Annotated in this window: 22 protein-coding genes; 9 read left to right on the top strand and 13 right to left on the bottom strand. The window is 43.9% G+C overall.

Annotated features, from left to right (window positions below):
• Nucleotides 1-354: 354 nt before the first annotated feature.
• The 7 genes from BLQ60_RS03750 to BLQ60_RS03720 all read right to left on the bottom strand — a co-directional run bounded on the left by BLQ60_RS03750 (nucleotide 355) and on the right by BLQ60_RS03720 (nucleotide 9,469).
• Nucleotides 355-3,543: an efflux RND transporter permease subunit gene (locus BLQ60_RS03750; RefSeq protein WP_092616291.1), complete on the bottom strand. Its 3,189-nt coding sequence runs from the start codon at nucleotides 3,541-3,543 to the stop codon at nucleotides 355-357.
• Nucleotides 3,533-4,870, bottom strand: a complete 1,338-nt coding sequence (locus BLQ60_RS03745; RefSeq protein ID WP_092617363.1) for an efflux RND transporter periplasmic adaptor subunit — start codon at nucleotides 4,868-4,870, stop codon at nucleotides 3,533-3,535. The genes BLQ60_RS03750 and BLQ60_RS03745 overlap by 11 nt, the downstream gene beginning before the upstream one ends.
• A 14-nt stretch (nucleotides 4,871-4,884) precedes the next feature.
• On the bottom strand, nucleotides 4,885-6,351 hold the full coding sequence (locus BLQ60_RS03740; RefSeq protein ID WP_213030459.1) for a TolC family protein: 1,467 nt from the start codon (nucleotides 6,349-6,351) through the stop codon (nucleotides 4,885-4,887).
• An 80-nt stretch (nucleotides 6,352-6,431) separates the two neighbouring features.
• On the bottom strand, nucleotides 6,432-6,872 hold the full coding sequence (locus BLQ60_RS03735; RefSeq protein ID WP_092616288.1) for a cation efflux protein, CzcI-like: 441 nt from the start codon (nucleotides 6,870-6,872) through the stop codon (nucleotides 6,432-6,434).
• Between the two features lie 135 nt (nucleotides 6,873-7,007).
• Nucleotides 7,008-7,271, bottom strand: a complete 264-nt coding sequence (locus BLQ60_RS03730) for a DUF6587 family protein (RefSeq protein WP_092616285.1) — start codon at nucleotides 7,269-7,271, stop codon at nucleotides 7,008-7,010.
• A 69-nt stretch (nucleotides 7,272-7,340) separates the two neighbouring features.
• On the bottom strand, nucleotides 7,341-9,188 hold the full coding sequence (gene feoB / locus BLQ60_RS03725) for a ferrous iron transporter B (RefSeq protein WP_092617357.1): 1,848 nt from the start codon (nucleotides 9,186-9,188) through the stop codon (nucleotides 7,341-7,343).
• 26 nt (nucleotides 9,189-9,214) lie between these two features.
• Nucleotides 9,215-9,469: a FeoA family protein gene (locus BLQ60_RS03720; protein ID WP_092616282.1), complete on the bottom strand. Its 255-nt coding sequence runs from the start codon at nucleotides 9,467-9,469 to the stop codon at nucleotides 9,215-9,217.
• 384 nt (nucleotides 9,470-9,853) lie between these two features.
• Between BLQ60_RS03720 and xerD the strand changes: the two genes are divergently transcribed.
• From xerD to BLQ60_RS03690, 6 genes are all read left to right on the top strand, one after another.
• On the top strand, nucleotides 9,854-10,774 hold the full coding sequence (gene xerD, locus BLQ60_RS03715; protein WP_092616279.1) for a site-specific tyrosine recombinase XerD: 921 nt from the start codon (nucleotides 9,854-9,856) through the stop codon (nucleotides 10,772-10,774).
• A 425-nt stretch (nucleotides 10,775-11,199) separates the two neighbouring features.
• Complete coding sequence (locus tag BLQ60_RS03710; protein ID WP_092616276.1) at nucleotides 11,200-12,027, top strand: DsbC family protein; 828 nt, start codon at nucleotides 11,200-11,202, stop codon at nucleotides 12,025-12,027.
• 87 nt (nucleotides 12,028-12,114) lie between these two features.
• Nucleotides 12,115-13,419: a homoserine dehydrogenase gene (locus BLQ60_RS03705; RefSeq protein ID WP_092616273.1), complete on the top strand. Its 1,305-nt coding sequence runs from the start codon at nucleotides 12,115-12,117 to the stop codon at nucleotides 13,417-13,419.
• Between the two features lie 84 nt (nucleotides 13,420-13,503).
• A complete protein-coding gene (thrC, locus tag BLQ60_RS03700; protein WP_092616270.1) occupies nucleotides 13,504-14,649 on the top strand; it encodes a threonine synthase in 1,146 nt (381 codons plus the stop codon).
• Between the two features lie 361 nt (nucleotides 14,650-15,010).
• Nucleotides 15,011-15,769 carry a TorF family putative porin gene (locus BLQ60_RS03695; RefSeq protein WP_092616267.1) on the top strand — a complete coding sequence of 253 codons (759 nt, stop codon included), beginning with the start codon at nucleotides 15,011-15,013 and terminating at the stop codon, nucleotides 15,767-15,769.
• 245 nt (nucleotides 15,770-16,014) lie between these two features.
• A complete protein-coding gene (locus tag BLQ60_RS03690) occupies nucleotides 16,015-16,773 on the top strand; it encodes a TorF family putative porin (RefSeq protein WP_092616265.1) in 759 nt (252 codons plus the stop codon).
• A 230-nt stretch (nucleotides 16,774-17,003) separates the two neighbouring features.
• Here the strand turns inward: BLQ60_RS03690 and BLQ60_RS03685 are convergent, their stop codons facing one another.
• Both BLQ60_RS03685 and argS read right to left on the bottom strand, forming a co-directional pair.
• Nucleotides 17,004-17,651: an SPOR domain-containing protein gene (locus BLQ60_RS03685; RefSeq protein WP_092616262.1), complete on the bottom strand. Its 648-nt coding sequence runs from the start codon at nucleotides 17,649-17,651 to the stop codon at nucleotides 17,004-17,006.
• Nucleotides 17,652-17,838: 187 nt separating this feature from the next.
• Entirely contained in the window at nucleotides 17,839-19,656 is a 1,818-nt protein-coding gene (argS, locus tag BLQ60_RS03680; RefSeq protein WP_092616259.1) for an arginine--tRNA ligase, read from the bottom strand.
• A 169-nt stretch (nucleotides 19,657-19,825) separates the two neighbouring features.
• Between argS and BLQ60_RS03675 the strand changes: the two genes are divergently transcribed.
• Nucleotides 19,826-20,095, top strand: a complete 270-nt coding sequence (locus tag BLQ60_RS03675) for a DUF2798 domain-containing protein (protein ID WP_092616255.1) — start codon at nucleotides 19,826-19,828, stop codon at nucleotides 20,093-20,095.
• A 207-nt stretch (nucleotides 20,096-20,302) separates the two neighbouring features.
• Here the strand turns inward: BLQ60_RS03675 and BLQ60_RS03670 are convergent, their stop codons facing one another.
• A complete protein-coding gene (locus BLQ60_RS03670; protein WP_092616252.1) occupies nucleotides 20,303-21,226 on the bottom strand; it encodes a Dyp-type peroxidase in 924 nt (307 codons plus the stop codon).
• A gap of 357 nt (nucleotides 21,227-21,583) precedes the next feature.
• Here BLQ60_RS03670 and BLQ60_RS03665 point away from each other — a divergent pair, with 357 nt between their 5' ends.
• Nucleotides 21,584-22,813, top strand: a complete 1,230-nt coding sequence (locus BLQ60_RS03665; RefSeq protein WP_092617354.1) for a mechanosensitive ion channel family protein — start codon at nucleotides 21,584-21,586, stop codon at nucleotides 22,811-22,813.
• A gap of 65 nt (nucleotides 22,814-22,878) precedes the next feature.
• Here the strand turns inward: BLQ60_RS03665 and ppa are convergent, their stop codons facing one another.
• Both ppa and BLQ60_RS03655 read right to left on the bottom strand, forming a co-directional pair.
• Nucleotides 22,879-23,406, bottom strand: a complete 528-nt coding sequence (gene ppa / locus BLQ60_RS03660) for an inorganic diphosphatase (RefSeq protein WP_092616249.1) — start codon at nucleotides 23,404-23,406, stop codon at nucleotides 22,879-22,881.
• Between the two features lie 187 nt (nucleotides 23,407-23,593).
• Entirely contained in the window at nucleotides 23,594-23,989 is a 396-nt protein-coding gene (locus tag BLQ60_RS03655) for an MAPEG family protein (RefSeq protein WP_092616246.1), read from the bottom strand.
• Between the two features lie 109 nt (nucleotides 23,990-24,098).
• Here BLQ60_RS03655 and BLQ60_RS03650 point away from each other — a divergent pair, with 109 nt between their 5' ends.
• Entirely contained in the window at nucleotides 24,099-24,497 is a 399-nt protein-coding gene (locus BLQ60_RS03650; protein WP_092616243.1) for a hypothetical protein, read from the top strand.
• Between the two features lie 107 nt (nucleotides 24,498-24,604).
• Here the strand turns inward: BLQ60_RS03650 and BLQ60_RS03645 are convergent, their stop codons facing one another.
• On the bottom strand, nucleotides 24,605-26,302 hold the full coding sequence (locus tag BLQ60_RS03645) for an AMP-binding protein (RefSeq protein WP_092616240.1): 1,698 nt from the start codon (nucleotides 26,300-26,302) through the stop codon (nucleotides 24,605-24,607).
• Nucleotides 26,303-26,532: the final 230 nt, after the last annotated feature.

The following is a 26,532-nucleotide window of genomic DNA, read 5'->3' as shown; positions in this document are numbered from 1 at the left end:
TATTCGATGAAATTCGCTTTCGGCTGTGTTATGCTGATTGGGTTGGTCATACCGTAGGCGATACGGATCATCATGAGGTTATGCGAAAGCATAGTAAGCACAGTGAGTTCAAACTGGTAAGTGTCAGCGAGTTGAGTACAACACATTTGTTTAGAAGTGCTGAATGACAGCAAGACGAAGCAACACTTTGATACGTCTTGCAGATGAAATCCGAAAAGTGTCATCAAAGAACCACAAGCTAGGTTCGCAACTAGCGACCAACAATCTAAAGCCCAAATATTGGGCTTTTTTAATGCCCACAGACCCAATCTGAATCTGTGAGGTTTATTTTATTTAAATTGTGTGAGAAGCCGTTTAGGTTTTTGCGGTCACCGACTGTTCCACCTTGCTATTCATCCACCGATAGAACACAGGCAACACCACCAAAGTCAGCAAGGTCGAAGAAATAATCCCACCGATCACCACCGTTGCCAATGGTCGCTGTACTTCCGCACCTGTCCCTGTGGCAATCGCCATCGGAATAAAACCAAACGATGCCACACACGCCGTCATCAACACAGGACGTAAGCGCAGGATTGCCCCTTGCCACGTCGCCTCAACGATCGACATGCCTTGCTCTCGTAGCTCCCGCATAAAGCTCAGCATCACCAAGCCGTTGAGCACCGCCACACCTGACAAGGCGATAAAGCCAACACCTGCCGACATGGACAGTGGAATATCACGAAGCCACAGCGCCACCACACCACCAGTCAAGGCAAAAGGCACACCCATGAAGACCAATAGACTTTGTTTGACATTGGAGAATACCGCCATGAGCAGGACAAAGATCATGATCAATGCCAGTGGAATCACGATCTGCATGCGAGCTTTTGCCGAAGCGAGATTTTCAAATTGACCGCCATATTCAAGCCAATAACCCGCAGGAAGTTCTTGTTTGGATAAGGTGCTTTGAATCTCCGCCACGAAGGAACCGAGATCACGCCCTTCGACATTGGCAGTCACCACGATGCGACGCTTACCATTTTCACGGCTGACTTGATTGATACCCATGATGTTTTCAACTTCTGCCACATCTTGCAGTTGGATCAAACCACCATTTGGCAATGCAATCGGTAGTTGCGCCAATTGCGCCACAGTACGCTGTGCATCATCAAGACGCACCACGAGGTCAAAACGGCGATCGCCTTGCAGCATTTGCCCGACATTTTCACCGCCAATACTTGCCGATACGATGTCTTGAATATCACGACTGGACAGTCCATATTGCCCTGCGAGATCACGATTCACTGCCACATTGAGTAGTGGTAAACCCGATGTTTGCTCAACATTGACCGCTGATGCACCTGAGATTTGCTTGATTTTATCAGCGATTTTCTCTGCCTCTGCACCAAGCACTTCCATATCATCGCCAAACAATTTGACCCCGATATCACTACGCACACCTGAGATTAACTCATTAAAACGCAGCTCGATTGGTTGTGAAAATTCACTATTATTTCCCGGCAAAGTGGCAAGGAAAGCCTGCATGCGATTGCGTAAATCATCGAGGCTTTGTTTCGAATTTTCCCATTCAGACTTTGGCTTAAGGATAATAAAACCATCGGAAATATTCGGTGGCATGACATCGGTGGCAACTTCTGCCGTCCCTGTACGAGAGAACACCGCTTTGATTTCAGGAAATTCTTTCAGGAGCAACTTTTCAGTATTTTCCTGCATGATCAAGGACTGATCTAATCCTGTACTTGGCGCACGCAATTGTTGTACTGCAAAGTCGCCCTCTTGCAACTGCGGTGCAAACTCACTACCCATTTGGCTAAATAGCACTGCGGTAAAAACCAGTACACAGCTCACCGTTGCCACGACAAAATATTTAAACTGATACGCCCAATCCAAAACAGCGAGATAACGCTGTTTCAACCACGCCATCCAACGACTTTCTTTTTCCTTCACTTCACCTTTGACGAATAACGCCACCGCTGCAGGGACAAAAGTCACGGAAAGAATCATCGCACCCAATAAGGCAAGCACTACGGTAAATGCCATTGGGTGGAACAGTTTGGCTTCGACACCAGTCAAGGCGAAGATCGGCAAATACACCACCATGATAATGGTTTGACCAAAGATCAATGGACGGCGAGCTTGCTTGGCAGCGAGGAAGACTTCTTTAAAGCGCTCTTGCCGTGTCAGAATTCTGCCGAGATGCTTTTGCTGTTCAGCAAGTCGTCGGATACAGTTTTCCACGATCACCACCGCACCATCGACGATAATCCCGAAATCCAGTGCCCCCAAACTCATTAAGTTGGCACTGACTTTTTGCTCTGCCATGCCTGTTAAGGTAAATAGCATCGACAGTGGAATCACGCAGGCGGTAATTAATGCTGCACGGAAATTCCCAAGGAAAATAAGCAAAATGACGATGACTAAGATCGCCCCTTCGACAAGGTTTTTCTGCACCGTTGCAATGGCTTTTTCCACCAGTGTGGTACGGTTATAGACCGTTTCGATCTTCACGCCTTTGGGTAAAGACTGCTGAATTTCCTTGACTTTTTGATCGAGATCAATGGCGACGCTACGGCTATTTTCGCCCATCATCATCATTGCCACACCCAACACGGTTTCTTCACCGTTGTAGGTTGCAGCACCTGTACGCAGATCATGACCGATCGACACCGAAGCAATATCAGCTACTCGAATCGGCACACCCGAACGCTCACTCACCACCACATTGGCAATATCCTCGACCGAGCCCAATACACCCGGTACACGCACGGTGATTTGCTGACCATTTTCTTCAATAAAACCTGCACCACGATTTTCATTATTGTCTGACAACGCAGTTTGCAAATCGGCAAGACTGATTTGCAGTTGTTGCATGGTATTAAAATCAGGTGACACTACGTAGGTCTTGTTAAAACCACCGATGCTGTTGATCTCCGCCACACCTTCAACACGTTGTAGCTGTGGACGTACCACCCAATCTTGCAACTCTCGTAAATCCATCGCCGTGTAAGGTGTGCCATCCTCTTTTTTCGCATTCGGCTCTGCAAGCAGTACCCATTGATAAATCTCACCCAATCCTGTGGAGATCGGTGACATTTTGGTTTCGACTTGCTCAGGCAAATCGCCTTGCGCCTCTTGTAGCCGTTGGTTGATCTGCTGTCTTGCCCAATAAATATCCGTACCGTCTTCAAAGACAATGGTGACTTGCGACAAGCCATAACGTGAGATTGAGCGTGTATATTCGAGCTTTGGCATACCTGCCATTGCGGTTTCGATCGGATAGGTGACCCGTTGCTCCATCTCCAATGCCGTAAAGCCATTGGCTTGGCTATTAACCTGCACTTGGGTATTGGTAATGTCAGGTACAGCATCGATCGGGAGTTTTTGATAACTCCATACCCCGACCACGATCCACACTACGATAAAGAGCATTACCCAAATGGCATTATTGATGGAAAATTGAATCAGCCGATCAAACCAACCGTCTACAGGTAAATGATCGTCATTGGCAGTTTTATTTTCGGAATTAGGATTAGTGTCCATGTGCCGCCTCTCCTTTTTCCAATTCAGATTTCAGCAAGAAGCTACCTTGACTGGCATAGCTTTGATTTGCTGTTAATCCTTTACGGACTTCAACCCATTGTTGATCGCTTGACTGCTGTACTGTAGATAAGCTCCCTAAGTCTATCTCTTGTGGATAAAATTCCACATTATCCCCATGCTGTGTCGCTACAAACACCACATTTTTACCATCAATCTGTTGCACCGCTTGCTTCTGTACACGTAGCACTTGTTTGCTCGATGACGTCGGCAGATTCACACTGACTTTCAGATTTGGACGCAGTGCCATATCTTTGGACAACACCACCGCACGAACTTGTAAGCGACCTGTCGCTTGATCGGCTTGACTGGCAAGTGTTTGAATCCGAGCTTGATACGTCTGACCATTTTGTAATGCAGTAAATTCAATCTGCTGATTTGGCGCAAGTTGAATATTCTGCTGTGATGGTAAAACAAACTCAAGCCAAAGCTGACTCAGCTCATCAATCACGTAGAGTTGATCTGCAAGTTGTACATACTCACCAACCATAATGTCTTTATTCGAGATCACCCCTGACATTGGTGCAGTCAAGGTATAGCGACCATTCGAGCTTTTTGCACCACCCAACGCCTGTATTTGACTTTGTGCGACTTTTAACTCGATCTGCGCTTTACGATAGGCATTTTCGGCACGTTGATAGTCTTGCTTTGCAGATACACCTTGCGACCACAGTTGTTTTTCACGGTTGTACTCTTGTTGAGCGAGTTGTAGATTGCTTTGTGCCAGTTGTACATTGGACTGTTGCCCAACCAAATCAGGCGACACAATCGTGGCTAAACGCTGACCTTTGCTCACACGTTGTCCAAGATTGGCAGATACCGACTCGACACGCCCTGAAAACATCGAAGAAACATGTGCTTGCTGATCGGTATTGGCAACGAGCATTGCAGGCACTGCTGTGGTTTGACTCACCATACCTAGACTTGTTTTTGCAATGCTTACGCCTTGCTGTTTCAGTTGTTCGGTCGTGAGCTCAATTGCACCTTCAGTATGTCCTGCTTCTGTAGCTGATTCCTCAGCATGATTCTCGTCTGAATGGCTATCTTCTGCATGGCTGTCTTCTGAATTTTCACCCTCAGAATGCCCTTCTTCCGCATGCGCCTCTTCTGCACCTTGACCGTGACTGTCTTCTGAGGCGGTGTCAGGTTTTGAAAATAACAAGAATGCGCTAATCGCAGCCACGGTTAAGCCGATCACCAATACAATGAGTAGCGCTTGAGAGGCTTTGCCAAACTGCGATGTTTTTGCTGTCATGTTTAAATTTTTCATTTGAATATCCATTGTTATTCTCCCGCCCCAATGCCTTCATTATTTTGAATCGCTTGCCAAAAGGTTTGATTCATCGTGTACATCGCATCCGCTTGTGTGATTTCTTCTAGCGCAAAACCTTGGCTGATACTTTGTAGTTCAATATAGCGCTGCCATGCTTGACGCAGTAGTTCGATCTTTTGCAAGCGTGTTTGTTGCAGTTGTTGCGTGGCTTGCTGTACATCAGTCACGGAGAATTTTCCTGCTCGAAATCCAAGCATGACTTTCTGTTGCACTTGCTCTGCCAAAGGCACTTGTACTTGATCGACCTGCTGAAATTGTTTAGAAAGCCCATCAAGTTGATCAAGCAAAGTCTGTAATTTCAATTCGGCTTGCTCAAGCTGATAACGCTGTTGCTGTGCAAGGCTAGATTGTTTTGCCTGCACCATCGCTGACTTATACTGATTACGATTAAATATATTCAGCGGAATTTCCACGCCGACGTTGAGTCGAGTATTGCTCTCTTGCTCAGGCGATTTGTTTTGGGTCATACCCAATAGCAAAGTCGGCTGAGGACGAGCCGCTGACTTGAGCATTGCAAGCTCGGCATAGCTTTGCTTGCTTTGTAGTTGCAGATTTTGCATCAGCCAATTGTTTTTCGACTGTGCTAAGACTTGATCTTTCGACCATTTTGGGAAGATATTTTCCACGGCTAATGCAGAAGCATTCATGGTATTTTGAGTTAAAGATCGCTCCCCCCAAAGTGTGGATAAATTCTGCTTGGCTGCCTGCAACTGCTGTGTGACTTGCACCGCTAGACGTGCATCAGACAGCACATTCATTTTGATGCGATCGACATCGACTTGTGCAATTGCACCTGCTTGGTAGCGTTTTTGTGTGGCATCTAAGATGTGCTGACTCGTTGCAAGTTGTTGCTCGATCAGCTGATGTTCTAATTCGGCAATCACCGTTTCTGACCAAAGATGACTGACGATCAATTCCAGTTTGGCACGATAGATCTTTTCATTCAGTTCGATTTGCGCATTGGACAGTTTGGCAAGATCACGTCTTGCCTGACGCACGCCAAATATATCTAAAGGCTGTGCAATACCAATACTCAGTTCACGTTCTTGATCATTAGCAAAACCCGTTTGTTCAATGCTTAAACTTGGATTTTGCCACAGTTGGCTCTGTGCAAGATTGGCTTGACCAATCTGTTGCTGTGTTTGCCATAACCCTGTTTGCAACTGATATTGTAGTGTTTGATCTATTGCCTGACTCAGACTATGAGTCTGTGCATTTTGATTGGAAATTGACGTTTGAACGGCTTGATACGCTGTTTGATTTGCCGTATGACTCGCTATTTTTCCACTTGATGTGTCTGCAAATGTGTTGGATGTAAAAGCAACACCCATCGCTAAGCACAATGCCTTGAAAGCATCGGCTCGCAAAGCATCGAATTTTGGCGCATACGCCTGATTTTGAATAGTTAAATTTTTCACTGGGATTCCCACTATTTTTAAACGAAACTGCTTTTAACTTGGTTAAAAACATCGTGGTGGGAATGTTTTGGCTACCCCACCTATAGCGGGGAAGACAGCGGTGGTGGCGTGATCGCCCCGAGATCAGGCGATTGATATAGATTATTCCAGAAAAAATGCGGTTCACGATCGACGTGAAAAGTAGTGGATTGCACAATGTCTGGCTGAGCATCTTGCATCAAAATATGATTCATCGACGGCAAGTGATCGTGATGATCTTGGGAAAGGTTCAGCTGATTTTCATTGAGCTGATTTTCACTGAACTTGTTTTGCGTATCATTGCTCGACTTGACTTCATCATGCGAATGGCTTTGATCTGTATGACTTAGACATTTCTCTAAGACTTGATGATGCCCAAAATGCGTTTTATGAACTTGTGACAAATCGACACTTTCATGCTGACAAAACGCTGCCGCCACATTCCAAGCACTTTGGAATATGAACAAACTCATCATGATCAAGATCAGTGGCAGTTTTTTCATGTCAAATTTTTCATATCGTCGGTGAAATTCAGCGCAAAGATTCGCAATATGTGAAAAAAGTATACTGCCTAGATTGTAAACAAGATTAGGAAATGTGCAAAACTAATCTGTGCTTTTTTCACTGATTTGCAAAAACTACTTCCATTTTACCGTTTGGATTTCAATTTTTTGGGCTGATTTCCCATCACTTGGATCGTTCTCGGTATCACAACCACACCCGCCACCACAGCCAACGGGCGCTTTGGGTGCAAGCCATTTTGCCAAGGTAGACCAACCTTGTTTTTGACACATATTGGACAATGTAGAAAATGTATTTTTTGCCGTACTTGGAAAAACTTTTTTAAATACGACCAACACACTCCATAACACCAGTAGCGTAATAATCAGCATCTCAATCATGATTTTTCTCCCTTGCCTTTTTCCAAACAGGATTTAGGTAAATCGTACTGTGAAAGTTTTCACTTCCAATTAACCAAAATTAAAAACACGCACGGCGATTTGATAAACAAAGAACGACATCAAATATGCCAAGCCGAATAAATACACCGTCATGACCGCCACATTGCGCCATGAGCCTGTTTCACGACGTACCGTTGCTAAGGTCGCTAGACAATGTGGTGCATAGACGAACCACGCTAGCAACGCCAATCCCGTTGCCAACGACCAACCTGAGCCATCCGCACTAATCAACTGTGCCAAACTCTCCGCCTGTGCATCTTCACTGCCCGACAATGCGTACACTGTGCCCAGTGCCGCCACTGCAACCTCACGTGCCGCCATCGCAGGAATCAAGGCAATACAAATCTGCCAATTAAAACCAATCGGCGCAAAGAACGGTTGCATCCAATGTCCAAGCATCCCCGCAAAACTATAATCAATCGCAGGCATGGTCGCATCGGCAGGCGGTTGCGGAAATGTACATAAGAACCACAGCAATATCGACAGCGCAAAGATAATGCCACCGACACGCTTTAAGAAGAACATGCCACGCTCATAGACACCGATCAGGATATTTTTCCAATCTGGAATACGATAGCTTGGCAGTTCCATAATCAGCGCATGCTCAGAACGATCACGACGGAATAATTTGACGATATAACTGACGATCAAGGCACTGACGATACCCGCCATATACAGCGCAAACAGCACCAGACCTTGTAAGTTAAAAATCCCTGCCACCATCTGCTGTGGAATAAAGGCAGCAATTAACAAAGCATAAACAGGCAAACGTGCTGAACAGGTCATCAGCGGTGCCACCAAAATCGTGGTAAACCGATCTCGTGGATCACTAATGGTTCGTGTCGCCATAATCCCAGGAATCGCACAAGCAAAACTCGACAACAACGGAATAAACGCACGACCACTCAGCCCTGCTTTAAACATCAATTTATCTAATAGAAATGCGGCACGTGGCAAATAGCCCGATTCTTCTAAGATCAAAATAAAGAAGAATAAAATCAAAATCTGTGGCAAGAACACCACCACGCCACCTGCACCGCCGATGATGCCGTCAACCACCAAACTCTGTAATAATGGCTGAGAAATATTTGCACCAATGACTTCACCCAACCAGCCAAAAAAAGTTTCAATCGCATCCATAAATGGTGCTGCCCACGCAAATACCGCTTGAAACACCACAAACATCAATACCGCCAGACTGAGCAAACCAAGCACAGGATGTAAAAATAATTTGTCTAAGAATGTGGTACGGCTATCTTCTTGCACTGCCGAGGTCACGGTCACTGCGATGAGCTCATTAATCGATACAGGAATACTCGATTGTACCTCGTAGCTTGGGACTTTAAATTCTTGCTTATCCAAAGAATTTAACAGGTTTTGCACGCCACCCGCACGCACCGCAACAGTCTCGACCACGGTGACACCAAGCGTATCTGACAAGGCTTGTGCATTGACTTGCATGCCACGGCGACGTGCTTCATCCATCATATTGAGTACGATCAGCATCGGACGTTTCAGTGCCACGATTTCAAGTAAAAGATGAAAATGTAATTTTAAATTAGTCGCATCAATCACACACAATAACGCATCTTGATGGGCTTCACTTTTCAGCACGCCCTGACAGACATCTCGGGTAATCGCTTCATCAGGACTGGCGGAATCGAGCGTATAAGCCCCTGGCAAATCAAGCACCCGCACGCCCCGCCCAGAAGGCAGGCTGAAATGCCCCTCTTTACGCTCAACGGTGACGCCTGCGTAGTTGGCGACTTTTTGCCGTGTGCCTGTCAGTTGGTTAAACAGTGAGGTTTTGCCACAGTTTGGATTGCCGACCAAGGCAACACGTAGCATGTCATTCATGGTTTGTTCGCTCATGCTGGTGTTCCTTAGACCAATTCGACTTCGATACGTTCTGCTTCATTATTGCGTAGCGCAAATCGGGTAAAGCCAATTTTGATCAACAATGGCTCTCCGCCAAAAATCCCTCGGGTCAACACTTCCACTTTTTCACCTGCGACAAAGCCCAACGTCAACAGACGTGTGGCAATGGCATCTTTGCTGTCGCTCGATGGTGCCTCTAAATGATGATGCACCTGAGTAATGGTGGCAATTTGATTGGATTTGAGTTGAGATAAACGCACCGTCGCAGCCTTTCAAGAAGATTTAAATTGAATGCGCCATTATAAATATAAATGAGAATTTTTTCCATTCTAATTTGATCGACATGCCGAACTTTTTGCACCACTTTGATGCTATTCAATTTTTAGGCAATTATTCGGGAATTCGCCCCCGTAATATGCGCTTACGGTGAATGTAATGATTGTGGTGGCAGTGACTGTAATCGTGGCGGTGATTTAAACATATTGCGCTTCCTGATAGGATCTCTTAACCTGTCTTTTCACATCATGTCTTTTCATCGTTATGCCTTATCTCAAGATCTCATCTCAATGAGTTGTCTCAGCCCAATTTTTTTGCTTAATGCAGATTTTTGTTTGCAGCTGATATTTTCCTTTTGAAATTTACCTATGTTGAATGCCAAAAAAGTCCGCACCCCGACACCTGTCAGCATCCCTCAAGAATTCAGTTACTTGCAAGGTTTTCGTGACTATTTGATTAGCCACAGTAGCAGTGTACATACTCGTAATGCATATTTGTCCGACTTAATTCTTTGTGCAAAATGTAGTGACGTGGTGATTCCAGACTGGCAAGAAAGCCATGTCCAAACCGTGCTACTGCAACTTACCGAGCAGGGCAAAAGCCCTCGTTCGATTGCACGTGCCATGTCAGCATTACGCCAGTTTTTTAAATTTTTAAGAGAAACAGGCATCCGCCAAGACGACCCTTTAGCACAGCAGAAAACTCCCCGCCAAGGTCGACCTCTGCCGAAAAATCTCTCCAATATCGATGTCGAACGACTGATTGACGCACCTGATACAGCAACCGCACTCGGGCTTCGTGATCGCGCCATGTTAGAAGTATTGTATGCCTGCGGACTCCGTGTCAGTGAATTGATTGGCTTGCAAACTCAAATGCTCAATCTAGAGCAGGGCTTTGTCCGTATCAAAGGCAAAGGCAACAAAGAGCGACTGGTGCCACTTGGCGAAATTGCCATTGATTGGATTAAAAAATATCTACACGGCGCACGACCAGAACTCTACAAACAATCGACTGATGCGCTTTTCCTTACACAGCATGGCGGTGTGATGTCTCGGCAAAACTTTTGGTATGCAATCAAACGCTATGCCTTACAAGCCGACATTCAGCAAGATATCTCACCACACGTGTTGCGTCATGCCTTCGCCACACATTTACTCAATCACGGTGCAGATTTGCGTGTGGTACAGATGCTCCTTGGACATGCCAATTTATCCACCACACAGATTTATACCCACGTGGCACAAATGCGCATGCAACAACTGCATCAACAACATCATCCACGTGGTTAATTCAACCTGAGTTTTACATAAGATGAGTAGAAATTATCTGATTCGTGGGAACGTCAGTCGCATTGCTCGAGGTCAGGACAACATTAGCAAAATGACGTTTTTCAAAGCGTTGGATAAATTTTAATACATGACCGAGTTTGCGACTGACAAATGGTTTTGCCTACTTTTCCCGAAAGAAAAGTAGGTCGAACCGAAGGTTAATCCAGACTTATGCGCATACACGGCAAGACCTTGTCTAAAATGTTATGCTTTTAAAAATTATTACTGTGTACTTCCTTTAAACCTAGTTATGTTTGTTTCTTTAATTACTTTTAGTGCTCTATTGAAACCACTCTAACTTGCACATCGTATATTTGCTAGGCAGTGTTCCTGCTTTTTGCTATATTATGCGGTCATTCCAAATTGACTTTAGACATAGGCAATTTATGCAATTGTTGAAATTTGCGCTGAGCGCAGTATTGATGGGCAGCATACTCGGTGTATCTGCATGTTCAAAAAATGATGCGAACTCAAGCAATAACAATGAAATCACCGCAACCACACCTGTATCTGGTGAAGCATCGACACTGACTGAGCGTAATGCACAGCAACGCTTTATCAAAACACTGCAAGCCAACTTTGACAAAGCAGGTTTAAAAGCCAAAATTATCAATGTCAAAGCCACCGAGATTCCAAACTGGTTTTGGGTGACTTTGGACGGCTTCCCTGCGGTATTAGCAAGTAGCGATGGCAAATATATCTTTCAAGGTGACATGATTCGACTTGGTGAAAGTGCAATTCATAATGTCAGTGAAGATTTGCAAGCAGGTGATAACAAAGCTGAATTTGCCAAACTGAAAAAAGAAGACCTAATCGTCTATCCAGCCAAAGGCAAAACCAAGCATGTGGTCTATGTCTTTACCGATTCTAGCTGTCCGTACTGCCACAAACTGCACGAGCACATGGACGAAATCAACAGCAAAGGTATCGAAGTGCGTTATATCGCTTGGCCTCGTGGCGAGCAATTCTTCCCGACCATGCAAAGCATTTGGTGTAGTGAAGATCGTAAAGCAGCATTTAGTTCAGCGGTCGCTGGCTTGCCTGTGGTCGCTGCTGAATGTACCAACCCTGTGATGGCACAATATCAGCTTGGTTCAAAGATCGGCGTCAACGGTACACCTGCGATCTACAGCGAAGATGGACGCTATTTGGCGGGTTATATTGAGCCTGATGCACTGCTGCAACGCTTAGAAGAAACCACCTCGAAAAAATAATGCAAGATGAGCGATCTAGCGCTAGAGTCTAGGTCGCTTTTTCGCTATGATCGAAATAATTTTTATCATCTAATATTGGAGTTTGACGTGAAACCAGTTCGTCTGGCTATACTTGGTTTGGGTACCGTCGGTGGTGGCGTTCTTGAATTATTACAAATCAATGCCGCAGAAATTAAACGCCGTACAGGTCGAGAGATTCAAATCACCCATGTCGGTACACGTCGTCCTCGCCCAGATTTAAATCTCGATACAAGCATCAAGCAAAGTGAAGATTTGCTCAATATCGCACGTCAAGATGATGTCGATGTGGTGATCGAAGTCATGGGCGGTATTCACCCTGCCAAAGAAGTGCTGTTAGAAGCGATCAAACACGGCAAGCATATCGTCACTGCCAACAAAGCATTGCTTGCTGAACACGGTAATGAGCTGTTTAAAGCAGCAGATGACAACAACGTACAAATCGCCTATGAAGCAGCGGTTGCAGGCGGTATTCCGATCATCAAAGTGATCCGTGAAGGTTTGGCAGCCAACCGTATTGATTGGCTCGCAGGCATTATCAATGGTACAGGCAACTTTATCCTGACCGAAATGCGTGAAAAAGGTCGTCCATTTGCGGATGTCCTCAAAGAAGCACAAGAATTAGGTTATGCCGAAGCTGACCCGACCTTTGATGTGGAAGGCATTGATGCTGCGCACAAATTGGCGATGCTCGCTTCGATTGCATTTGGTATGCCACTGCAATTTAGCAAAGTCTATACCGAAGGCATCAGCAAAATCACTGCACAAGATGTCAAATATGCAGAAGAATTCGGCTATCGTATCAAGCATTTAGGTATTGCACGTCGTGCCGAAACAGGCATTGAATTACGTGTACATCCAACCTTAATTCCTGAAGAGCAACTACTTGCCAATGTCAATGGCGTGAAAAATGCAGTTCTGGTGCAATCTAATGCCGTTGGACCGACGCTGTATTATGGTGCAGGTGCGGGTGCGGGGCCTACAGCGTCTGCGGTGGTGGCTGATATTATCGATATTGTACGTGACATTAGCTATACCGAAGATGGCGCAGGCACGATTCCACATTTTGCCTTTGAAGATTTGACCGATTTACCGATTCTTAGTCGTGAGGACATGACTACTGGACATTACATCCGTGTCAATGCCGAAGATGAAACTGGCGTACTTGCTGACATCACCACGATTTTAAGCCGTGCAGGGATTAGCATTGATGCCATCATGCAACAAACCCGCTTAAAAGATTTGATTCCGATCGTGATTTTGACCGACCCAATCAAAGAGTCGGTGATGGATGATGCGCTTGCGCAAATCCAAGCACTGCCTGCGATTCATGGCGAAATCGTTCGAATTCGTTTAGAATCTTTAGAAAGTTAATTTATTCGTTTATTACATACCGAGTCGAGGCGAGATCGTTTAAAACCGCCTCAATGACTCAAAACAACTCATCGGAACACCATCATGTCGAATGCCAATCGTTATACTGGTCTCGTTGATCGCTATCGTGATCGTTTGCCTGTATCTGCTACTACTCGTGCTATCTCCCTCGGTGAAGGCAACACGCCTTTGATCAAACTTGAGAATATCCCACGTTTGATTGGCAAGAATGTCGAGATTTATGTCAAATACGAAGGTCTGAATCCAACAGGTTCATTTAAAGACCGTGGCATGACCATGGCGGTGACCAAAGCCGTTGAAGAAGGTTCAAAAGCGATTATCTGTGCATCGACTGGTAATACTTCTGCTGCTGCTGCTGCATATGCGGCACGTGCTGGAATCAAAGCCTATGTGTTGATTCCTGAAGGCAAAATTGCCATGGGTAAAATGGCACAGTCAATGATGTACGGTGCGATCACCATGCAAATCCGTGGCAACTTTGACGATGGCATGCGCTTGGTGAAAGAAGTTGCAGATCAAGCACCTGTCACCATCGTGAACTCGATCAATCCATATCGTCTGCAAGGTCAAAAGACCATTGCCTATGAAATCGTGGATGAGCTTGGTCGTGCGCCTGATTATCACTGCTTGCCTGTCGGTAACGCAGGGAACATCACTGCGCATTGGATGGGCTACACCGAAGCGGTTGCCAATCAGTCTGCTGATCAATTTGAACAAGTGGTCTATGATGCAGCAACTGATCAATTCACAGGACCAAAACCTGAAGGTCGTCCAACCATGGTTGGCTATCAAGCCGCAGGTGCTGCGCCGTTCTTACGTGGTGCGCCAGTGGAACAACCTGAAACTGTCGCAACGGCGATCCGTATTGGTAATCCACAAAGTTGGAATCATGCCAAAGCTGTAGCTCGTGACTCAAATGGTTGGTTTGATGAATTGACTGATGCAGAAATCTTAGATGCACAGCGCATGCTATCAATGTATGAAGGTGTGTTTGTAGAGCCTGCATCGGCGGCTTCAATCGGCGGTGCAATCCGTGATATCAAAGCAGGTAAAATCGCTGAAGGTTCGGTGATCGTTTGCACAGTGACTGGTAATGGTCTAAAAGATCCTGACACTGCGATCAAACAATGTGCCGATGCTGTGATGCTCACCATCAATGCGACACTAGATGATGTAAGAACATCAATTTTGAGCAATATGGAAAAATAAGCCTTTCTTCAATCCAAATACTGCGCTGAAACCATTTTTTTATGCAGAACAGAGCCAATCCTCGTGATTGGCTTTTTTGTTGAAGTGATGCAACTGGAAATCCTTGAACATTGATTTATACAATTTGATACAGTTTGATTATAAATGGTGCAAAATTGATATTTTGCACCATTTTTTTACACTCTGGGAATTTCTCCCATTCTTTCAGTTTATTTTCTGTGACCAATCGCACTTTTTACGCTTTTCACACGCGACAAAACAATAAGTTAACAAATTGGCACAATGCTTGCTAAGTCTATGCAAGTTTATAAATCAAATCAGTACGATTTGAATTCATTATATTGCTCAGGGGAATACCTACATGAACTTTAAACTTTCTACACTTTTGGCTGCCTCATTGATCACTTGCACGAGTGGTATAGCACTTGCAGCAGAAAGCGCAGTGACACTTTCTGGTAGTGCTGCATTAACTTCAGATTATCGCTATCGTGGTCTTACACAAACGCAAAGCGATGCCGCTTTACAAGCAGGGTTTAACTTTGCACATACTTCAGGTGTGTATGCTGGCGTGTGGGGTTCTAATGTTAACTTCGGTACAGATGACCCACATTTGGAGCTTGATCCATACTTAGGCTATTCGACTGAACTCAGTGCTTTTGCATCAAAGCCAGTGCTTGATGTGGGTGTGTGGTATTACAACTATCCAAGTGCATCAGAGCTAAATTGGGCAGAATTTTATGCTCGCTTAACCTTCGGCTCACTGATTACCGCTGATGATAGCTTGATGACTAATATCAACTATGCCAATGACTTCCTAGGTGATGGTGCTGAAGGTGATCAATGGTACTTCAACGCAACCTATTCGATTCCATTTGGCGCAGGCTTTGGTGGTGTTGCCAGCCTCGGTTATACCACGACATCTGACTACGAATTTGACAGCAAAGGCAGTGATGATTATCTCGATTGGAAAGTTGGTGTAAACTATGCGATTCCGATGTTTGATGGTTTAACTGCCGAATTAGCAGCTGTCGGTACAGACATCGACACTGATGACATGAGCAATGTAACTAAGCGTGGTGTGGAAACTGGTGCGGTATTTACCTTGACCAAAACCTTCTAAATTAGCCATGCTTTAAGATGCGATATTCCTAAAGCACATCAACGCCTGCAATCTGATCTGTGATTGCAGGCGTTTCCTATTTTAACTTCAAGCACACTCTAATAATCGAAATAAACACGCTGACTTTATCGAACAATATCAATGAAAAATTTTCACATATTGGCACGTTATTTGCTAATTACTTATTAGGTCATTTTAAATCAATTTGATTTGGATGAATCACTTTTCTTTGCGGGGAAACCACCATGAATTTTAAACTTTCTACTCTTTTGGCTACATCATTACTCACTTGTGCAAGTGGCGTCACTTTAGCTTCTGAAAGTTCAGTAACGCTTTCTGGTAGCGCTGCATTAACATCTGATTATCGCTTCCGTGGTATTACCCAAAATCAGAATGATGCCGCTTTGCAAGCAGGATTTAACTTTGCGCACACTTCTGGTCTGTATGCGGGTGTGTGGGGTTCTAATGTTAATTTTGGTACTGCTGACCCACACTTAGAACTTGACCCATATTTAGGCTATTCAACTGAACTCAGTTCTTTTGCATCAAAACCAGTCCTTGATGTGGGTGTTTCATACTACAATTATCCAAGTGCTTCTGACCTCAACTGGGCTGAATTTTATGCAAAATTGACGTTCGGTTCTCTCATTACTGCCGATGACAGCTTATTGACCAGTATTAATTATGCGAATGATTACTTAGGTGACTTAGCTAAAGGCGATCAATGGTACTTCAATGCAACCTACTCTATCCCATTTGGTGCAGGCTTTGGCGGTGTTGCAGGTCTAGGTTATACCACTACATCTGATTACGATTTTGATGGTAAAGGCAGTGATGACTATCTCGATTGGAAAGTCGGTGTGAACTATGCGATTCCGATGTTTGATGGTTTAACTGCTGAATTGGCAGCAGTCGGCACAGACATTGATACCGATGACATGAGCGATGTTGCAAAACGTGGGGTTGATGCTGGTGCGGTATTTACCTTAACCAAATCATTTTAATTGACCATTGTTAAATCTAGTCATTTGATAATAATATATTTTTTACAATTTCACGTTTTCGCAAACCCTGTTTCGGCAGGGTTCTTTTTTTGCTAATACAATTTAACCGTATGATCGCTGACATAAAAATGCACCGAAATACGCTGTAGTATCAGTGCATGATCAAAGCAATTAAAAATTAATTATTCGAAGTCAGTGACTTTTTTTGTGACATTAATTAGCGACTGTAATTAGTGCGTTGCTTTCGTTGACTGCTGCACAATGATGGAGTCAATCCCTGCATGTTGCAAAGTTTGCTGTGCGATATGTGCAGACTCTTTAGAATGATACGGCCCAGAAATCACACGATACCAGACCTTCTCCCCTTCATTAGTCATGATCACTTCGGCGGATAAACCATTGAGTACGATTTCCGCACGCCGAGCATCGGCACTGTCAGGATCTTCATAGCTGCGCACTTGTAGAATAAACCGTGGACTGACGCTTATCTGCGCCGTTGGATAATTTTCATCAAAAGGATCACTCACAACTTCTTCTGAGGTTTCCGTCGTTGGTCGTGCAGGTGCTTCAACCACTACCACAGGCTGTTCCACTTGATGTTCAGGTACGGCTTGATCAGGAATCGGCGTGACTTGTTGCTGTGGCAACATATCGTAAAAACGGTAGTCTTTATTGGTTTCCTGTCCATTGACGGACATCGGTCCTTGCGTCACCGTTTTGCGCTCAACGGGCTTCCACGGACTCCACAATGACAAGAAAATGGCAACACAAATCCCTGCTAAAACCAAAACCACCAGCCATAGCCATGATGGAATGGCTCGGGTATTTTCACGTGTTTTTGGGCGTTGCGACACTCCACGAGGGGCTTTACCAAACACAGACTGTCCTCTAATTTTTTGAGCAATGAAAATTACATCATGGTTCACTGACAAAACATAATGTGATCAACCACATCGTATTTTGTCAGTATTCTCACCTGATGGCATTGCTTTAGTTCCATGGCAATGCACTATGGCATTTATATTACAGAATTTCTTGGCGCTTCATAGCAACTAAAATAAATTGTTACATAGACTCAGGCGCACTGACACCAAGCACATTTAACCCATTGCGCAAAACTTGCTGTACATTGACCGAAAGTAATAAACGTGCTTGCGACAAGGCAATATTGTTCTCATCCAATATTTTGATGTCATCTTGCGCATACCAGCCGTGGAACAATGCCGCCAAGTCTTTGAGATAATTACCTATCTGATGTGGTTCATAGGCATTGGCCGCACGAATCACAATCTCTGGATAGGCTGCTAGTTTTACCAGCAACTCGGTCTCAAACTCATGACTTAACAATGTTCGGTCATAGTCATCGACGGCATTTCGATTAAACGGAATATTTTTTTCTGGTGCTCTCACATCGACCATACGATTCACACGTGCATGGGCATATTGGATGTAATACACCGCATTGTCTTTACTTTGTGAAACTGCCAAATCCAAATCAAAATCAATATGTTGCTCAGACTTTCGCATCACATAGTAGAACCGTGCCGCATCATTGCCAACTTCCTGACGAAGCTCACGCAAAGTCACAAACTGCCCTGAGCGAGAGGACATTTGTACCATTTCACCGCCACGCCATAGACTGACGAACTGCACCAAAAGCACAGTCAATTTTGATGAATCATAGCCAAGCGCATCAATCGCCGCTTTGACCCGAGCGATATAGCCATGATGGTCTGATCCCCAAATATCCACGATATGGGTATAGCCACGTTGTAACTTGTCTAAGTGATAAGCAATATCCGAAGCAAAATAGGTAGTTTGACCGTTACGACGTTTTACCACACGGTCTTTTTCATCACCGAATTCAGTGGATTTAAACCAAATATTGCCGTCCTTTTCATAGAGGAAACCACGCTGATCGAGCACCGCTAAGGCTTCATCAATCTTCTCAATCAATGAGGCTTCGCTAAACCACTTGGCAAAAGTCACGCCGAAATCCGCCAAATCATCTTGAATATCATCCAAAATGGCTTTTAACGCTGCTTGATGGAACACCGCATAATCTTCACCAAGCAACTTTTGACTATTGGCAATCAAACCATCGATATGCTTTTCTTTATCACCAGACAGCACGACTTTGTTGCCTTCTGCATCAAGCTCCTCAGCATATTGCACATCTTCAGGCACTTCTGCATAGACATCCGCAACATCACGAACATAATGATTTTTATCTTGGCTCTGATCGGCGTCAATAATGCTTTGTGCGATGTCTTTAACGTAGTCGCCTTGATAAGCATTCTTTGGGAAAACCAGCGTTTGACCGCACAACTCTAAATAACGCAAGTAGGTCGACGTCGCCAAGATGTCCATCTGACGCCCTGCATCATTGACATAATATTCACGATCAACGGTTGCACCTGTGGCTTCCAGCAAATTCGCCACGGTCATCCCATACGCTGCACCACGACCATGTCCAACATGCAAACTCGATGTTGGATTGGCAGAGACAAATTCGACTTGGATTTTTTCGGCTTGATTGACTTGGCTACGACCGTATTGCTCTTTTTGCGTCGCAATGGTGTCTAGTACCACAAAGCGTTGATCGGCATTTAAAAAGAAATTGATAAAGCCTGGCCCTGCGATTTCCGCCTTACTGATGTCACTGACCGTTGGTAGATTTTCTAAAATTTTTTCTGCCAAATCACGTGGCTTCATGCCTGCAACTTTGGACGCCACCATGGCAATATTTGAGGCAAAATCGCCATGACTACGGTCTTTGGTACGGGTCAATACACTGTTATTTTGCCAATCTTGTGGAAGAATATTTTGAGATTGAAGTGCCGTCACTGCTTGCGCCAGTGCATTTTGGATTGCCGTGTTCATAACCGCTCGGAATATTGCGAAAAAAGAAAGCAAATATAGCAAATTTTGCCGTACAAAGGGAGAGCGAAGAGCATGCGATCGGTATTTGATGTGGTTTTTTTCTGGTTAATTTTTGGCTAATTTTGTAAATATGGTTAGAATAGTCCATCTTTTTGATTTGATCCGCTTTATGTCTCAATCTCCTTATATCTTTGGCACGGTGCCAAAACTTCCTGCCAAATATGCTGCGGTGGTGATTCCGTTTATTTTGTCATTTATGATGAGTGGACTGATTTCATTCATCAATATTATTCACAATATTGGTTTTGTCGATCATTTTGCGACAGTTTGGATTTCGGCATGGTTTTTTTCATGGTGTATCGCCTTCCCTGCGGTGTTGATTTTATTACCGATTGTGCGCCGTATTACCGCACGTTTGGTTGATTTTTCTAAAATCTAAAATCGCAAAATTCGGCTTTTGATTCCCCAAAGTTAAAAAGCTGTCTCAAAACTATAAAACCCCCTTTAATTCCCCCTTCACAGGGGGAAAACCGCTCAATAAAATCAAATGGCTAAAATTCCTCCCCTTTTTAAGGGGAGGTTAGGTGGGGTTGAAAATTGGATTTTGAGACAGCTCCTTTTACATTTTTATCAATGAATCACAAAATCAATCTTCATCAATGACTTCAGCCAATAATTCATCAGATGGTGCAAAATAATAGCCACCATTGACCGCTGTGGTGAAATGCAACAGACGATCGTGGATATGATCCCCTGTCGTACCAAACATATGCTCAAGCATTTGATCAATAATATTTAAATCTTTGGTGTAGGCGATAAAAAACAAACCTTGCTCACCATGTCCGTCACCATAAGGCAAACTGTGGCGCACGATTTCGAGCTCTTCGCCCGCATCATCTTCGATCACCACACGTGCGATATGCGCATTGTCAGGTTTGACATCGTCTTCCATCTCGATACTTTCGAGCTTAGAACGACCGATCACATGCTCTTGCGCATCGACTTTTAAGCGATTGAATTTTTCCAAATCATGCACATAGCGCTGAGCAAAAACAAAACTACCATCTGCAAAAATACCCGCATCTTCTCCAAGTAGCGCCACTTCTTCACGGTCATCTTTGAATTGCGGATTCTCTGTGCCATCAATAAAGCCCGTTAAATCACGGCTATCCAGATATTTAAAGCAGGTACGCTCTTCAAGCACGTCTACTTGCTCACGAACACCGTTAAAAAATGCTTGGCTCAGTGCAAAACAAATATCTGCCTTGCTACTCGCCACGTGAATCAATACATCACCTGCATCAACAGGCATCAAGAATGCGCCTTGTAATGGTTCAAGCTGATGAAAATTTTCAGGAGTTTGATCATGAAGTTGTTGCCAAAGCGACGGTGAAAATGCGATTGCTGTTTTAATTTCGGCGTTGGCGTGTTGGGTGATCAAACGATCTCGAGTATTGATCAGATCATTGAGTTGCTGTTTGAGTTGTTCTATGGTCAGTTGTCCCAAGCGAATCACGATAAAGCGGGCATGATCGGAAGGTAGTGGCAAAATGACAGATTGCGCAGTCATTTAGAGCTCCTAAAAATAAGTAAAAACATAAATTTGACTGATATTGATTGTGCCTGAACCAATCTCTGAGGTATAGCAAAAATTGTAGTTTCTTAAATGACAGCGATCACTCATCACGGTTTTAGATTTTATGATTTCTTAGCTTAACTTTTAAATATTGTTTTTTTATGTTCTTTTTTGACAAATAACATCCGACTGGCATAGACATAGTTTAAGCTATGCGACTTCTTGATGAAATGATTTTGGTTGATCTGCTGAGCTCGCAGAATGCCTTTAAAATGATGAAATGTGGAGTGTGCTGTGCAAGAGATTTGGCTAAAGTTACAAGACTGGATTGACCAATATCCGTGGTTAGAGATGCTCAATTCATTGGCAATTTTGTGTCTCGTCGCAGCTGTCGCCTATCTGATCACCAAAAAAGTCGTGGTGGTGGGCATTCGCAAACTCCTTGCCAGAGTATCTTGGATTAAAAATAGCGCAGGTTTTCAAAAGCATAGCGTCATTCGTCGAATCGCCAACATTGTCCCTGCTTTGGTGATTATCAATGGTATCGGCACAGTCCCACACTTGTCTGAGAAAGTCGTCCAATTGGTACAAATGCTGTCACAGGCATGGATTTTTGTGACGATGGCGCTGGCGATCAGCGACTTTTTAAATATTTTTAATCTGTCCTATCAAACCAATCCCAAATCCGCCAATAAACCGATCAAAGGCTATCTGCAACTAATCAAACTCATCGTCTATATCGTCTGCGGTTTGATGATTATTGGCACCTTTTTAAAGAAAGATGTGTTTACCTTGCTAGCAGGCTTCGGTGCAATGGCTGCGGTGCTGATGTTGGTTTTTCAAAATACCATCTTGTCTTTGGTGGCAAGTGTTCAAATCTCATCGTATGACATGATCCGTATCGGCGACTGGATCGAAATGCCAAGTCTTGGCGCAGATGGTACGGTGATTGATATTGCACTGCACACCGTCACCGTGCAAAACTTTGATAAAACCTATACCGTGGTTCCAACCAACAAATTGGTCACCGACACCTTTAAAAACTGGCGTGGTATGACCGATCTTGGGCGACGTCGCATCAAACGTGCCTTCTATGTCGATCAAAGTAGCGTACATTTCTTATCTGATGATGACATTGCCCGTTTAAAAAATTTTCTGCTACTTGAGACTTATATCGATAAAAAAAGCCATGAACTGGCAGAATGGAATAGCAGTATCAAAGACTTATTTAATCAACGCCGTATGACCAATCTTGGGACTTTCCGAGCCTACATGTTGCTTTATTTGCAAAAGCATGATGGCATCGCACAAGATCAGACTTTGCTCGTCCGCCAACTTCAACCAACTGCGCAAGGCTTACCGCTGGAGTTGTATTGCTTCACCAATACCACTGCATGGGTTGCATATGAAGATATTCAGTCAGATATTTTCGATCATCTGTTTGCGATTATCAGTGAGTTTGGTTTGCGTGCATACCAAGCGCCGTCGGGTGCCGATTTTCAAAATATTCAACTTGAGCGACAAGAGTTGCATGCGCCTGAATTAGCGCAAAAGCAGGCGAAGAACACAGAAAATACCTAATCAATAAACACATCCGTCAATCAAAAAAGACCGCAAATGCGGTCTTTTTACTTCAATCTTTCAGCTTATTTTTTAAACGCTTCGATTGATTTTAGGATTTCAGCTTTTGCTACTTCAGCATTTTCCCAACCACTGATTTTTACCCATTTACCAGGCTCTAAATCTTTGTAATGTGAGAAGAAGTGTTCAATTTGACTGATCAACAATGGCGGAAGATCAGTATATTCTTGCACGTCTTTGTACAGTGGAGAAAGTTTCTCGTGCGGTACAGCGATCAATTTCGCATCAATACCACCATCATCTTCCATGTTCAATTTACCCACTGGACGGCAACGAATCACCGAACCCGCAGCCACTGGATGCGGTGTAACGACCAATACGTCTAGCGGATCGCCATCTTCTGACAAAGTATTTGGCACATAACCGTAGTTCGCAGGATAGAACATCGCTGTACCCATGAAACGGTCGACAAACAATGCATCAGAATCTTTGTCGATTTCATATTTGATCGGTGCAGCATTGGCAGGAATTTCAACGATCACATAGATGTCGTTTGGTGCGTCTTTACCTGGCGGAATATTGTTGTAACTCATAGCTCACTCTTTGTCTGTGGTGAAATAAATGGCGATAATGCATTGCGTATCTTGCAAAATATTATCATCTAAAAATTTTAATCGACCTATTATACTTAAATCTCAAGCTGTTGCGCTGTCAATTGCACGAAGAATTGTCATGTTTTATTGCATGTTCCTTCCATGATTCTTGCCGTTTTATAAACACTCAGAGACGGATACAGATAATCAGCAAACACACAGGGCATAAGGTAGCAAGCATCCAGAATACCGAACGCAAGCGATTAAAATTGGCTAAATAACATAGCCCATAAATCACTCTTAAAATCAGATAGGCGATGCCCAATGTCACCACAAAAAAATCGGGCACCACCAAATAATCTGCGATCAACATCGCAGCGATAAATAATGGCAAGCCTTCATAGCTATTCTTTTGTACCGCATCAGCACGTCGGGTAATGCCCTGCGACTGCTCAACCACTTGGCGATGACTATCATGAATTTTGGCATCGTAGCTCGAAGTCATGCGCGCAATGAAGGCAAAAACATAGGGCAATAAACATGCAACTAAAATGATCAGAATGATGATATTTAAGCTATGCATGAATGTCCTCGGCATTGAAATTGAAAGTCTGCGTAAATCAACAATTTAATTTTCCGAAGCATGATACCATGTTCTGGATTTTTCGATATTTGAATTTGCGGATGTAGCGATGAATAAAAAAACTGACCCCAATCAGGAGCTGGAGCACGCCTTAGCTGTTCAGGAAAAAAATCGCCGTGATTTAGACCGTATCTTGTGGATTATTTTGCCGATTTTGGCACTCTTACTGAGTGCGATTTTTGCCAATTGGAACATTTTATCCACCATCGGCACAGCGATCGTACTTGGTATCTGCTTTGTCATGGTCGGCATCAAGAAAAAATCATTGGCACTCACGCTCACTATCGTCTTGATCTATTGCTTGATCGACAACTATCTCAGTTACCACATGCAATTTAATATCACTGGACTTAAGCGTCAGCTGCTGTCGATGATTTTATTCGTTTCACTGATCGGGTTGACCCGCTTTATGTTTGAACGTGCCATGATGAAAAAAGATTCGTTTTAATCACGATGCTGTTCAATCACAATGTGTATAACAGTCACATCATGATTTTTAAATAGAAAAAAGCAGCCGAAGCTGCTTTTTTATTGTCTTGGATATACTTAAGCGAATTATTTACGCAAATCTTTACGCAGGATTTTACCAACGTTAGATTTTGGCAGTTCTTGCAAGAATTCAACATAACGTGGTTGCTTATAGCCTGTGAGGTTTTGTTTGGTATACGCCAAGATTTCTTCTGCAGTCAGACTTTCGTCTTTTTTCACCACAAACAATTTTGGTACTTCACCTGATTTTTCATCTGGTACACCAATCGCCGCCGCTTCCAATACTTTTGGATGTTTTGAGACGACTTCTTCGATTTCGATTGGATAGACGTTAAAGCCAGACACCAAGATCATGTCTTTCTTACGGTCGACAATTTTGAAATAGCCTTCAGCATTCATGATGCCGACATCACCTGTGCGGAAGTAGCCATCTGCTGTCATCACTTTTGCAGTTTCTTCAGGACGGTTCCAATAGCCTTTCATCACTTGAGGCCCACGAATCGAGATTTCACCAGATTGTGGATTGCCTTGTTCATCCAATGCGCCAAGTGCAATTTCGTTGCCATCATCATCTAGCAAAGTCACTTCGGTTGCAGGTAATGGCACACCAATGGTTCCAGTAAACTCTTCGTTAATCGGCGGGTTTGCTGTCGCTACAGGCGAGGTTTCAGAGAGACCATAACCTTCGATAATGGTCGTACCAGTGACTTTTTTCCATGCTTCCGCAGTTGATGGTAATACTGCTGTACCGCCACCCATTGCCATTTTGAGATTGCTATGATCGAGTTGTTTGAACTCTTCATTGTTCACCAATGCATTGAATAGGGTGTTTACCGCAGGGAAGAACGATGGCTTGTACTTACGCAGCTCACCGACCACCGCAGGGAGATCACGTGGGTTTGGAATCAAGATATTGGTTTGACCTTTGTACATGCCGTATAGCGCACAGACCATGAACGCAAAGATATGATATAGCGGCAGCGCACAGACGATCTTATCGCCTTGTGCTGCATCACCTTGACCAAATTTTGAAGAGAAGATGCCTTCACATTGCAGTAGGTTTGCCACAAGGTTACGATGCGTCAACTCCGCACCTTTAGACACACCTGTAGTACCGCCAGTATATTGCAATACCGCAGTGTCGCTTAAGCTCACGGTTGGACGTTGATATTTACTTGGAGAAACTTGGTTCAGCGCAGTTTTAAACGGCACATGACCTGGAATGCTCCACTCTGGTACTTGCTTACGGACTTTACGCAGTACAAAGTTCACTAAAGTGCCTTTGAGCATACCGAGCATATCGCCCACACCCGTCACGACAACGTGTTTTACTGTGGTTTTACCATGAATCGGCTGATAGACACTGGCAAAGTTTTCTACCACCACCAATACTTGCGATCCTGAGTCATTCAACTGATGCTCAAGCTCACGTGTGGTATACAATGGGTTGACGTTCACCAACACCAAACCTGCCAAAAATACGCCAATTTGCACGATTGGATATTGGAATACGTTCGGCATCATCACCGCAACGCGAGAACCTTTCGGCAAATTCAGACTTTGTAAATATGCAGCAAAACGACGACTATGATCTTCTAGTTCAGCGAAGGTCATGGTTTTATCCATGAAAATAAACGCATCACGTGAGCTATATTTTTTAAAATTATTTTCGAAAATATCAATTAACGATGTATTTTCTGCTGGCATTGAAATATCTGCAGGAATTCCAAATTTTTCATACGCTTTCAGCCAAACTTTGTCCATAGTACCCACTACTCCCAAAATATTTCCTTGTACCAATGCAGACTGTTGCGATGTTTATCAATCTGCCCTGATTTGATTTATGTGTCTTGCGCTGAACAAAGCTCCTGATTCCCTGTAAGCTGAATTCCGATGCAATGTGTGATCGCCATCGATTCAATTTACCATCAGATCATCAAATTTTACCTTGTCCATGGCTATTGTTTAAAAACATATCGCATAGCACGACTATA

Source organism: Acinetobacter marinus, assembly GCF_900096915.1.
Taxonomy (GTDB): domain Bacteria; phylum Pseudomonadota; class Gammaproteobacteria; order Pseudomonadales; family Moraxellaceae; genus Acinetobacter; species Acinetobacter marinus.
Note: the sequence above shows the minus strand (reverse complement) of the source record. Positions and strands in the feature narration are given on the sequence as shown.